Origin of the sequence: Microbispora sp. NPDC046973 (assembly GCF_040644495.1) — a bacterium.
In the GTDB taxonomy this organism is placed as follows: domain Bacteria; phylum Actinomycetota; class Actinomycetes; order Streptosporangiales; family Streptosporangiaceae; genus Microbispora.
Genome location: NZ_JBEYWQ010000010.1, coordinates 110,073 through 120,831, shown reverse-complemented (window position 1 = coordinate 120,831; position 10,759 = coordinate 110,073). Strand labels below are relative to the sequence as shown.

The window sequence follows — 10,759 nt, the reverse complement described above, 5'->3', positions numbered from 1 at the left end:
GTTGAACCCTCTTTTGAAGCTTTTCCGCCGAATCGCCGGAGTCTATGGAAAAACCCTCAACGGAGGGATCCACACCGGCGTACGGGCACGGCTGAGCGTGCGGCCCCGCGGCGGATCGTCCCCGGTGGAGACGGCGTCAGGAGAGGTGGGCGGTGTCGTTGAGCGCCCGTACGACGGCGGGCCCGTCGGCGTAGTAGTCGATCGCCGACAGGCAGGCCAGGTCGAGGTGCATCCGATAGAGGGCCTCCGGCGGAGCGCCCAGCGCGAAGCGGACGAGCATCTTGATCGGGGTCACGTGGGAGACCACGACGACGCTGCGGCCTTCGTGGGCCTTCACGATGCGGTCCCTCGCCTGCTCGACCCGTCGTGCCGTCGACGCGAAGCTCTCCCCGCCGGGCGGCGCGACGTCCGGGTCGGCGAGCCAGGCCTCCAGCTCGCGGGGCCAGCGCTGCTGGATCTCCGCGAACGTGTGTCCCTCCCACTCGCCGAAGTCGGTCTCGCGGAGGTCGTCGTCGACCAGCACCGCCAGGCCCGTCCGGGCGGCCACCGCCTCCGCCGTCTGCCGGGCGCGCGCGAGCGGGGAGGCGACGATCACCTCGACCTCGTACGGCTGCCGCGACAGGCGCAGGGCGGCGGCCTCGGCCTGCGCGAGGCCTGTGGCGGTGAGCGAAGGGTCGCCCAGCCCGGAGAACCGCTTCTCCACCGACAGCGGCGTCTGTCCGTGCCTGAGCAGGAGCAGGGACGTGGCGACGCGCGTGGCCCGGGGCATCCATCCGTGCCCGCGCCTGTCGTGGGACGTGGCGGTTCCGGCCGCCGTGCCCGCGCCTGCGGCGGCGGTCGCATCAGCGGTCTCCGTGCGTCCGCCGGCGGCGGCCGGAGCCTGCGCGCCGGGAGCAGCGGCGAGGGAGGCATCGTCGAACAGCGAGGGCGCGTCGGTGTTGGGCGGCTCGGCGCCCGGCTCGACGGACGGGACTGACTCCGGCGCGGAGGTGATCTCGCTCGCCTGCCAGGTCTCCCCCCGGGCCGCCGCGTCCATCGCCTCGTTGGCGAGCCGGTCGGCGTGGCTGTTGCGCTCGCGCGGGATCCATGTCCAGGTGACCCGGAACCGGCGGGCCAGGGCCGCCGCCTCCAGGGCGAGCGGCCGCAGGCCCTCGTGCTTGACCTTCCACCGGCCGGCCATCTGCTCGATGACCAGCTTGGAGTCCATCCGCACCTCGACCTGCCCGCCCTCCGCGCCGAGCGCGAGCAGCGCCCGGAGCCCGGCGATCAGGCCGCGGTATTCGGCCACGTTGTTGGTCGCGGCGCCGATCGACTCGGCGACCTCGGCGAGCACTCGCCCGGCGTCGTCCTTGACCACCGCGCCGTACCCGGCCGGGCCCGGGTTGCCCCGCGACCCTCCGTCGGCCTCGACGACGAACCCCACGGCGACCGTCACAGACCCGACTCGGCCGTACGGACCAGGATGCGGCGGCACTCCTCGCAGCGGACCACCTCGTCGTGAGCGGCGGCCCGGATCCGGTTGAGGTCGGCGATCGACAGGCTCGTGCGGCAGCCGAGGCACCGGCCGCCGTGCAGCATGGCGGCGCCGACGCCGGTCTGCTCGCGCATCTTCTCGTACAGCCCGAGCAGGTCGGCGGGGACGTCGGCGGTGATCGCGGACCGGCCGGAGGTCAGCTCGCCGGACTCCTTGTCGATCTCCGCGAACGCCGCGTCCCTGCGGTCCTCGGCGGCGCGCAGCGTGCCGGTGACCTCTTCGCGCTCCGCCTTGAGCGTGGTGACCCGGGCGTCCGCCGCCTCCCGGCGCTCCATGATCTCCAGCACGACCTCTTCCAGGTCCGACTGCCTGCGCCGCAGGGAGACGATCTCGGACTGGAGGCTCGCCAGGTCCTTGGGCGAGGAGACCTGCCCGGAGTCGAGACGCTTCTGGTCGCGCTCGACCCGGACGCGTACGGCGTCCACGTCCGACTCGGCCTTGGCCTGGTCGCGGGCGAGGTCGCCGGCCTCGGTCTCGGCGGCGATGATCTGCGTGGAGACCTGGGCCAGCCTCTTGGACAGCTCGTCGATCTCGGCGAGCTCGGGCAGGCTGCGGCGGCGGTGCCGCAACCGGTCGAGACCGGTGTCGAGCTCAGCGAGATCGAGCAGACGCTTCTGTGCTTCCGGTGCGGCCTTCATCCCAAATCCCTCAAGATGCTCGGGGGTCCAAGTCGGTGGTCGTCGCCGTCCAGGCGTCCGTGACGGCGTCCGAGACGCGCGCCTCAACAGTAATGCCCCTGGCCGCCAACGCTGACGTCAGACGCCGGGCGGCGTCCGCGAGCCACGGCCACTCGGTGGCCCAGTGGGAGGCGTCGACCAGCGCGGGCCCGTCCGCCTCCATGTGCTCACTCGCCGGGTGGTGCCGCAGGTCGGCCGTGAGGAAGACGTCCACGCCCGCGGCCCTGGCCGTGCCCAGCAGGGAGTCTCCCGCGCCGCCGCAGACGGCGACGCTCCGCACCGGCCGGCCGGGGTCGCCCGCGACCCGCAGCGGCCCCGCCGTACGGGGCAGGCCCGAGGCGGCCAGCGCCGCGAAGTCGCGCAGCGGCATCGGGGCGGGCAGGTCCCCGACACGGCCGAGCCCGCGGCGCGGGTCGTCGGCGGAGGGCTGGAGGGGCCGCAGGCCGCCCGTCAGGCCGACGGCCCGCGCGAGCGCGTCGGAGACCCCGGGGTCGGCGACGTCGGCGTTGGTGTGCGCGGCGTAGAGCGCGCAGCCGCCCCGGATGAGCCGGTGCACGACCCGGCCCTTGAAGGTCGTGGCGGCCACGCTCGTGGTGCCGCGCAGGTAGAGCGGGTGGTGGGTGACGACGAGGTCGGCCCCCCAGCCGAGGGCCTCGTCCACGACCACGGCGACCGGGTCGACCGCGAACAGGACCTTCCGTACGGCCTGCTCCGGATCGCCGCAGACGAGGCCGACCGCGTCCCAGGACTCGGCCCACGAGGGGTCGTACAGCGCCTCCAGGCACTCGACCACCTCGGCGAGGGTGCAGGAGATCGATTCCACCCGCGCACACTACAGCCTGCTGGCGGAACGGTCCGGGAAGAGTAACGTCCCCATTGACGCCCCGCCGCCAGGAAGGATCCCCAGCGTGCCCGTCGACAGCGTGCCCGTTGATCAGCAGAGCCTGCACGTCAGGTCCGTGGTCGCCGACACACACGACGACCTGCTCATGGCCGTCTCCGCCCGGCCGCCCGCGATATGGGCCTCGTTCTTCCGCGAGCGGTGGCTCCCCCAGCTCGTCGAGGGCGGCGTCGACGTGCAGGTGCTGCCCGTGTTCGTGGAGAGCCAGTTCCGCCCGGAGGGCGCGCTGCGCCAGACGCTGCGGATGATCGAGTGCGCCCACGTGCTGGCCGAGGGCAACCCCGACGCGGTGGCGCTGTGTCACGACGGGCAGCAGATCGACGAGGCTCTCGCCCTCGGCAGGATCGCCCTGGTGCTCGCCCTGGAGAGCATGCCGGGGATCGACGAGAGCGTCGAGCTGATCTCGACCCTGCACCGCCTCGGGGTCCGCGTCGCCTCGATCGCCCACTGGGGGCGTACGGCTCTCGCCGACGGCAGCGGCCAGGACGGCACCGGCTCCAGGCTCACCAGCCACGGTGTCGAGGCGCTGCGCGAGATGGAGCGGCTCGGCATGCTCTTCGACATCTCACACCTGGGCGCCACCGGCGTCGCGCACGTTCTGGAGATCGCCACCCGGCCCGTCATCGCGACCCACTCCTCCGCGCGCGCCCTGCGCGACCACCACAGGAACCTCACCGACGACCAGCTCAGGGGCGTCGCCGCGGGTGGCGGCGTCGTCTGCGTGAACTTCCTCGCCGCCTTCCTCACCGAGGACGCCCGCTCGGCCACGATCGACCATCTCGTGGACCACATCGAGCACGTCGCGGGCGTCGCCGGCATCGACCACGTGGGCCTCGGCCCCGACTTCATCCGCGAGGTGAACGAGGACCTCACCCCGCCGTGCTGTGAGGGTTTCAGCTACTCCGGGATCGATTCCAACGCCGCCATCCCGGGACTGGAGGGCCCGCGCGGCCTGCCGCTGGTGACCGACGCGCTGGTCAAGCGGGGTTTCTCCGACGAGGAGATCCAGAAGATCCTGGGCGCCAACGTGATGCGCCTGTTCCGCGCGGAGCTGGGCCGCCCCGCTCACAACGGGCCGGCGCACGACCGGGCCCGGGAACGGCCCGAGCCGGAACGGCCGCGGCGGTGAACCCGGAGGCCATGCTGGCCGACCTCGAGGAGCTGGTGCTGTGCGAGTCGTACTCCACCGACCACGAGGCGGTGGCGCGCAGCGCCCGCGTCGTGGGGGCGCTGGGCCGCAGGCTGCTGGGGGCCGAGCCGGAGACCCTGGTGATCGACGGGGTCACCCACCTGCGCTGGTCGTTCGGCCCGCCGCGGGTCCTGCTGCTGGGCCATCACGACACGGTCTGGCCGGTCGGCACGCTGCGCGAGCATCCCTGGTCGGTGCGGGACGGGGTGGCGCGGGGGCCGGGTGTCTTCGACATGAAGGCCGGTCTCGTGCAGCTCTTCCACGCCGCCGCCTCGCTGCCGTCCCCCGACGGGCTGACCGTGCTCGTCGTCGGGGACGAGGAGCTCGGCTCGCCGACGTCCCGCCCGCTGATCGAGTCGATCGCGTCGCGGTGCGCCGCCGCGTTGGTGCTGGAGGCCAGCGCGGACGGCGGCGCGCTGAAGACGGCGCGCAAGGGCATCTCGCGGTATGAGCTGACCGTGCACGGCCGGGCCGCGCACGCCGGTCTCGAGCCCGAGCTGGGGGCCAACGCCGGCGTCGAGCTGGCCCACCAGGTGCTGGCCATCGCGGGCATCGCGGCCCAGGTGGAGTCGTCGTCCAGGGCGGGCGCGACGTCGGTGACCCCCACCATGCTGACCGCGGGGACGAGCACCAACACGGTGCCGGCCCGGGGCCGGGTGGCGGTCGACGTCCGCGTGCCGGACCGGGCGGCGCAGCGCCGGGTGGACGAGCTGATGCGCGCGCTGGCCCCGCACACCCCGGGCGTCCGGCTGGAGCTGCGCGGCGGGCCGAACCGCCCGCCCCTCGACGCCGCCGCCTCCGCCGGGCTCTTCGAGGTCGCCGTACGGCTCGCCGCCGAGCTGGGCATGGCGCCGCTGCGCGGGGTGTCGGTCGGCGGCGGCTCGGACGGCAACTTCACCGCGGGCGTCGGCTGCCCGACGCTCGACGGCCTGGGCGCGGTGGGAGGCGGCGCGCACGCCGCCGGGGAGCACGTCCTGATCGCCGAGATGCCGGCCCGCGCCCGCCTGGTCGCCGCGCTGGCCGCGTACGTGCTGTCAGGCGGGCCTATCGCCGGCGGCGCCGAGCCCGCGCCGCGGGACGTGAGACAGGCCGCCGGGGAGACCGCGTGAACCCGTGCGACCCCGCCGTCGCCCGGGACCAGGCGGCCGGGGCCGCCGCACGGCGCGGCCTGCGGGTCGCCGAGCTGCGCACCATCGCCGAGTTCGAGCAGGTGGTCCGGCTGTTCGACGGCATCTGGCATCCGGAGCCGTGGAATCCGCCGATCACGGCGGAGCTGATGCGGGCGCTGTCGCACGCGGGCGGATACGTGTCCGGGGCGTTCGACGGCCGGGAACTGGTCGGGGCCGCCGTCGCCTTCCTCGCGGCGCCCGCGGGGCAGGCGCTGCACTCGCACGTGACCGGCGCGGTGCGGCCCGGCGCCGGGTTCGCGCTCAAGCTGCACCAGCGGGCCTGGGCCCTGGAGCGCGGGCTGAGCCGGATCACCTGGACCTTCGATCCCCTCGTGCGCCGCAACGCCCACTTCAACCTGGCCAAGCTGGCCGCGCTGCCCGAGGAGTACCTGCCCGACTTCTACGGCCCGATGGGCGACGCGGTCAACGCCGGCGACGAGTCCGACCGCGTCCTCGCGGTGTGGCGGCTGGACGACCCGCGGGTGGCCCGGGCCTGCGACGGCCTGCCTCATCGGCCCGCGGGGGCGGACGGCGCGGTGACCGCGCTCGCCGAGCGGGACGGGTGGCCGGTGACCCTGCCCGCCGACGGCCCTGCCGTGCTCGTCGCCGTGCCTCCGGACGTCGAGGCCCTGCGCCGCGCCGCCCCGGAGACGGCCAAGGCCTGGCGGCACGCCGTACGCGACGTGCTGGGCGGGCTGATGGCGCGGGGCCGTCCGGTGACGGGCTTCGCCGGTGGCTGCTACGTCGTCGAGCGGGGCTCCTCCGCACCGGGATGAGACGGGCGGCGTGACCGGGCGCTGCGTACGGGGCCGGACTGGGTAGGGATCGGACAGCGGCGTCCCGGCGACGGCGGCGATCACCGGCAGAGGTAACGTGCCAGGTGAGCCGGGTAGGGACGCACGGCGGCGGCCACGAGGCCTTATTGATCATCTGATTACCGGGGGGAATCAGATGAGCGGGTGGCGGGGATCCTCGGTGCGGATCCGCTTGACGGTGCTGGCGAGCGCGGTGATGGCGCTGCTGTGCGCCGTCGCCGTGCTGCTGGTCCTCGGCGTCCTGCACGGCACCGCCGAGCGGTACAAGATCGACGAGATCACCACCACCGCCGTACGCCTCGCCTACCAGGTCAAACGTGACCGGCTGCCTCCGGTGCTGCTGGACCCGGGCGTGGCCGGCGTGCAGGTGATCGACCAGAGCGGCCGGATCGTCTCGGTCAGCGACACCCTGAGCGGCCGCCCGCGCATGGCCGCGTTCCGGTCGGAGCTGACGACCCCGGAGACGAGCAAGGTGCTGTGCGCGTCCCCGGCGTTCCCGGACCGGTGCATGGTCGTCGTCGCGTTCCGCTTCCACAACGCCGGCGGGCTGTGGACGATCTACGCGGCCGACGACACCGTGCCGTGGTACGTCAGCGGTCCGCTGCTGGCCGCGCTGCTCGGCGGCTCGCTCCTGCTGACCGCGCTCAGCGCGCTCGGCACCTACCAGACCGTGCGCAAGGCGCTCGGCCCGGTGGAGGCGATCACGAGCAAGCTGGCCAGGATCACCGCGACCGACCTGAGCCAGCGCGTGCCGGTGCCGAAGTATCACGACGAGATACGGCGGCTCGCCGAGACCGCCAACCAGACCCTGGACCGGGCGGAGACGGCCGTCGAGCAGCAGCGGCGCTTCGCCTCCGACGCCTCCCACGACCTGCGCAGCCCGCTGACCGCCATGCGCACGGAGATCGAGGAGGCGTTGCTGCACAGTGAGGACACCGACTGGCCGGCCACCGGGCGCGCCCTGCTGAGCAGTTGCGACCGCCTGCAGGCGCTCGTGACCGACCTGCTCCAGATCGCCCGGCTCGACGCGGGCGCGTCGCCCCGCCGTGAGTCCGCCGACCTCGGCGGCCTCGTCGCCCGCGAGCTCGACCGCAGGTCGCGCAAGGTGGAGGTGGTGCGGCACCTGACGCCCGGCGTGGTCGTCGTCGGCGACCGGCTGGCCCTGGCGCGCCTGCTCAACAACCTCCTCGACAACGGCGAGCGCCACGCGGTGTCCAAGCTCACCGTGACCGTGCGGCGGGAGGGCTGCAAGGGCGTGCTTGAGGTGCTCGACGACGGCGCGGGAATCCCGCCCGACATGCGAGAGCTGGTCTTCCAGCGCTTCACCCGCCTCGACGCCGCCCGGTCGAAGGACGCCGGCGGCACCGGGCTCGGACTGTCCATCGCCCGCCAGATCGCCCAGGCGCACGGGGGGACGCTCAGGATCGAGGACAGCGACCGGGGCGCCCGCTTCGTGCTGCGGCTTCCGCTCGCTCCCCCCCGCTGACCGGCGCCCTCGCTGCCGGGGCCGTCCGCGCCTCCGCTTCGCCTCAGGCCGGAGAGGCCGTCACTCCTCCTCGGGTACGACGATCACGGTGGGAACCGGGACGCGCAGGGCCTCGGCGACCGCCTCCTCCAGCTCCCCCGGTGTCTTGACGGCACGGCCCCGAGCGCCGTACGCGGCGGCGAGTGCGGGGAAGTCCGGCGCGTGCAGGTCCACCGCGACCGGCCGCATGCCCCGCTCGCGCATCTCCTCGCGGATCTCGCCGAAGCCGCCGTTCGCGAAGACGACGACCGGCAGGCTCAGCTCCAGCTCCACCGCCGTGGCCAGCTCCTGCAGGCTGAACTGGAACGCCCCGTCGCCCGCCAGCGCCGCCACGGGGAGGTCGGGCCGGCCGAGCTTTGCGCCGATGGCGGCCGGCAGCGCGAAGCCCAGCGTGCCGAACCCGGTCGGGAACAGGAACCGCCCGGGCGGATCCATCGGCATGCCGACGAGCGCGCCGTGGTAGACGCACATCGAGTTGTCCCCCACCACGACGCTGTCCGGCGGCAGGGCCCGGCGCAGCGCCGCGAGCTGGCCCGACCACCTGCGGGTGAGCTCCTCGAGCTCCGCCTCGTGGCCCACGCCGGGATCCCGCTCCCGGCGCGGGGGCGGCACGACGCCCTGCCGGTCGAGCCGTTCGGCCAGCCCGCGCATGGCGAGCTCCGCGTCCGCGACGATCGCCACGTCTGCCACGTGGTCGCCGTGCATCTGCCCCGGGTCGATGTCGACGCGCACGAGGCGGCCGGAGAGGGTGAAGGCGTCGTCCCACAGGTCGGCGGGGCCCAGCTCGGTGCCGACGGCCAGCACGACGTCGCACTCGGCGAGCCACCGGCGGACGGCCGCCAGGTGCAGCGTGGTGCCGAGCGCCAGAGGGTGGCTCTCCGGCACCGCGCCCTTGCCGTTGACCGTGGTCACGACCCGCGCGCCGAGTCGTTCCGCCAGGCGCATCGCCAGGCGCCCCACGGGGGGCTCGTCCTCACCCGGGCGCCGCTCACCCGGAGACTGGGCGCCGCCGCCGAGCACGAGACCCGGGCGGCGCGCCGTGCGCAGCAGCCCGGCCGCCGCGTCGAGGGCCTGCGGATCGGGCTCGCGGCGAGTGATCCGGTACGGCGGGACGATCTTGACCGGGCCCCTCAGGTCGAGCAGGTCGAAGGGGATCTCGATGTGGACCGGCCGGGGGCGTCCCTCGGCGAAGCGGCCGAAGGCGCGGGCGACGGCGGCGGGGATCTCCCGCACGGTCGTCACGCGGTGGCTCCAGGCGCACAGCGCGTCGATCGCCCGCGACTGGTCCCTGCTCTCGTGCAGGTAGCCGCGGCCGTCGCGGGGATGGCCGGTGGGGACGCCCGGGGAGACCAGCAGGATCGGGGAGGAGTCGGAGTACGCCTGCCCGAGGGCCGTGGCCGCGTTGACCACTCCGGGTCCTGTGGTGGTGACGACGACGCCGGGCCTGCCGGTCACCCTGGCGTACCCGTCGGCGGCGTATCCCGCGCCCTGCTCGTGCCGGGGCGTCACGCAGTGCACGCCCGCCCGGTCGAGCTCCTCGTAGATCGCGAGGTTGTGGGTGCCCGGAATGCCGAAGATCGTGTCGACGCCGTGCAGCGTCAGCGCCTCGACCAGGGCGCGCGCCCCCGTGGGCGTCGTGATCGTCCCCGCAGAGGGGATCGGGTCATGGGCGTCCACGTATCACTTCCCGGGAGAGCGGAGGGGTTTCCCTTGGGGTTTCCCAAATGGTTTCCCCCTTCCTGGCACCGCCCTACCGTTCCACGTGCCGGATTTTTCAGAAAGGGGGACGGGGACGCGTTCCCACCTCGTGTTCGTCCGATCCGTACGTCAGCACATTTTCAATGGACTTCACGGCCTGGCGCACCATCCGGTGCATCGCCTCGGCGGTGTGGGAGGCGATGTGCCCGGTGACCAGGAGGCGGTCGGGGAAATCCCGCCGCAATTCTCCGGCCTCCTCGCATTCCTGTCCGTAGAAGCCGTCGAAGACCGCCATGCTGACGCGGCCCTTCTCCAGGCCGGTGTAAAGGGCGCCGGGACTGACGATGGCCGGGCGGGCGGTGTTGACGAGGATCGCGCCCTCCGGCATCCGGCCGATCACCGACGAGTCGACCATCGACCTTGTCTCGCCGGTCTCCGGCACCATGACCACGAGGATGTCGCTGCCCGCGGCCAGGTCGAGCAGGGGCAGGTAGGAGATGCCGAGGTCCCGCTCGGCGTCCGGCTTGCGGGTGCGGCTGTAGTAGGACACGCGGACGCCGAAGCCCCGGCGCAGGATCTCCGCGATCCGCCGGCCGTTCGCGCCCATGCCGATGATGCCCACCCTGCGGGCGGCGAGTTCGTGGGGCAGTTCGTCGGAGCCCTGCCAGCCGGGGACCCGCTCGCCCAGATGCCGGGGGATGCCCAGGTTGGCGTTGACGATCTGCGCGACCGTGAAGGTGGCGACCGCGTCGGTGGCCGCCCCCGGCGTGTTCGTGACGGCGATGCCCAGCCGGTCGGCCGCCGCCACGTCGACGAAGTTCTCGTAGCCCACGCCGAGGAAGGCCACGATCTTCAGCGTCTTCGCCTTGCGCAGGGCCCGCGCGGTCGCCCGCTCCTCGCCGCCGTGCAGGTAGGCGACCGTCCCCCGCAGCTCGCGCGCCAGCAGGTCCTCGTTCAGCGGCGACGTGGGCCGCCGCACCGTGAGCCCCTGCCTGACGAGTGGCTCCAGCAGCGCCGTGTCGATGCCCGCGCCGGTCACCAGGACCGTCCCACCCCTGCACGCCGCTCCGGCCGCCGCCCGCGGCTGCGCGGGACGATAGTCCGTTATATCCCTTGGAGCCGCAGTTTGGGACATTTCAAATATCTCTCAGACTTAGGACATATATGTCTGTTTTTCTCTGTGGTATCTCTCCAATCACGACAACCAGGCGGTGCACGAAATACCACGGATGGTCCAGGCGACGGAGCAGG

At 73.6% G+C, this 10,759-nt stretch carries 9 protein-coding genes; 4 read left to right on the top strand and 5 right to left on the bottom strand.

Features of this window, described 5'->3' with window-relative positions:
- Nucleotides 1-136: 136 nt before the first annotated feature.
- From ABZ860_RS20310 to ABZ860_RS20300, 3 genes are read right to left on the bottom strand one after another with little or no spacing between them, the layout of a single operon-like run.
- Entirely contained in the window at nucleotides 137-1,435 is a 1,299-nt protein-coding gene (locus ABZ860_RS20310) for a bifunctional RNase H/acid phosphatase (RefSeq protein WP_357222248.1), read from the bottom strand.
- Nucleotides 1,432-2,172 carry a C4-type zinc ribbon domain-containing protein gene (locus ABZ860_RS20305; RefSeq protein WP_357222246.1) on the bottom strand — a complete coding sequence of 247 codons (741 nt, stop codon included), beginning with the start codon at nucleotides 2,170-2,172 and terminating at the stop codon, nucleotides 1,432-1,434. Before ABZ860_RS20305 ends, ABZ860_RS20310 begins: the two co-directional genes overlap by 4 nt.
- Nucleotides 2,173-2,182: 10 nt before the next feature.
- Nucleotides 2,183-3,034 carry a Nif3-like dinuclear metal center hexameric protein gene (locus ABZ860_RS20300; protein WP_357222244.1) on the bottom strand — a complete coding sequence of 284 codons (852 nt, stop codon included), beginning with the start codon at nucleotides 3,032-3,034 and terminating at the stop codon, nucleotides 2,183-2,185.
- A gap of 85 nt (nucleotides 3,035-3,119) precedes the next feature.
- Here ABZ860_RS20300 and ABZ860_RS20295 point away from each other — a divergent pair, with 85 nt between their 5' ends.
- From ABZ860_RS20295 to ABZ860_RS20280, 4 genes are all read left to right on the top strand, one after another.
- The gene (locus ABZ860_RS20295) at nucleotides 3,120-4,241 is read left to right on the top strand and encodes a membrane dipeptidase (protein ID WP_357222242.1); all 1,122 of its coding nucleotides are present in this window, start codon (nucleotides 3,120-3,122) and stop codon (nucleotides 4,239-4,241) included.
- Nucleotides 4,242-4,252: 11 nt separating this feature from the next.
- Entirely contained in the window at nucleotides 4,253-5,410 is a 1,158-nt protein-coding gene (locus ABZ860_RS20290; protein ID WP_357222240.1) for a M20/M25/M40 family metallo-hydrolase, read from the top strand.
- Complete coding sequence (locus ABZ860_RS20285) at nucleotides 5,407-6,246, top strand: GNAT family N-acetyltransferase (protein ID WP_357222239.1); 840 nt, start codon at nucleotides 5,407-5,409, stop codon at nucleotides 6,244-6,246. The genes ABZ860_RS20290 and ABZ860_RS20285 overlap by 4 nt, the downstream gene beginning before the upstream one ends.
- 199 nt (nucleotides 6,247-6,445) lie before the next feature.
- On the top strand, nucleotides 6,446-7,771 hold the full coding sequence (locus ABZ860_RS20280) for a HAMP domain-containing sensor histidine kinase (protein ID WP_357222237.1): 1,326 nt from the start codon (nucleotides 6,446-6,448) through the stop codon (nucleotides 7,769-7,771).
- A 60-nt stretch (nucleotides 7,772-7,831) separates the two neighbouring features.
- Here ABZ860_RS20280 and ABZ860_RS20275 read toward each other — a convergent pair whose 3' ends face one another.
- Entirely contained in the window at nucleotides 7,832-9,487 is a 1,656-nt protein-coding gene (locus ABZ860_RS20275) for a 5-guanidino-2-oxopentanoate decarboxylase (RefSeq protein ID WP_357222235.1), read from the bottom strand.
- 97 nt (nucleotides 9,488-9,584) lie between these two features.
- Nucleotides 9,585-10,547, bottom strand: a complete 963-nt coding sequence (locus tag ABZ860_RS20270; RefSeq protein ID WP_357222233.1) for a D-isomer specific 2-hydroxyacid dehydrogenase family protein — start codon at nucleotides 10,545-10,547, stop codon at nucleotides 9,585-9,587.
- Nucleotides 10,548-10,759 lie beyond the last annotated feature (212 nt).

Bases quoted from the DNA above. Each gene is read 5' to 3' on its own strand.
- ABZ860_RS20305 (WP_357222246.1), bottom strand. From the start codon at position 2,172: ATGAAGGCCGCACCGGAAGCACAGAAGCGTCTGCTCGATCTCGCTGAG.
- ABZ860_RS20290 (WP_357222240.1), top strand. From the start codon at position 4,253: ATGCTGGCCGACCTCGAGGAGCTGGTGCTGTGCGAGTCGTACTCCACC.